The sequence below is a fragment of the Oleiphilus sp. HI0132 genome, from assembly GCF_001635845.1.
Genome location: NZ_LWGJ01000573.1, coordinates 1 through 552, shown reverse-complemented (window position 1 = coordinate 552; position 552 = coordinate 1). Strand labels below are relative to the sequence as shown.

Below are 552 nucleotides of genomic sequence, written 5' to 3'. Positions count from 1 at the left end.
TGACCATAAACGGTTTAACTTTCTCTAAGAGCGCGACTAATTCAGGAACCTTATCGGCGTCAACCTGAGCCGTTTCGATTGTCCGCTGATAGTTTTCTTGTATCTGCTTGGCGATTGCTTTGCACTTAGATTCTGTCCGGCTAGCAAGCGTAATCTCGGTAAAAATATCGGGTAATTGAGCGCATTTTTGCGCAACGACTTGACCGACGCCACCAGCGCCGATAATCAATACTTTTGCCATAGTCATAGTCCTGTTCTTTCAGTTGTTACAATAATCTTATTCAATAATATAGCCTTAGCTAAGCGCTATTACGGCTCAATGTTCTCTCTCGTAGTAGGTGTAACCTTGCATACTCGAGTTAAAGGTTTTGATCATCTGCTGACGCTCTCGTGCTGTAATTCGTCCTTCTTTTACCGCTCTCTCAGCCGTATTTCGGTAGTTGAGCATCATATTTTTAGGTTGATACTCTACATAGCTGAGTACGTCAGATATGGTGTCTCCATGAATTTCTTTAACGAAATCAAAGCTGCCATCAGCGTTCAGACGCACGC

At 43.3% G+C, this 552-nt stretch carries 1 protein-coding gene and 1 pseudogene; both read right to left on the bottom strand.

The genetic code is table 11. The annotated features are described in order from the left end of the window. Positions 1–241: saccharopine dehydrogenase NADP-binding domain-containing protein (locus tag A3766_RS07075; RefSeq protein ID WP_197479400.1), on the bottom strand; the 241-nt coding region annotated here is incomplete at its 3' end. A gap of 75 nt (positions 242–316) precedes the next feature. Next, a pseudogene (locus A3766_RS30610) lies at positions 317–552 on the bottom strand (arginine decarboxylase); the annotation flags it as partial.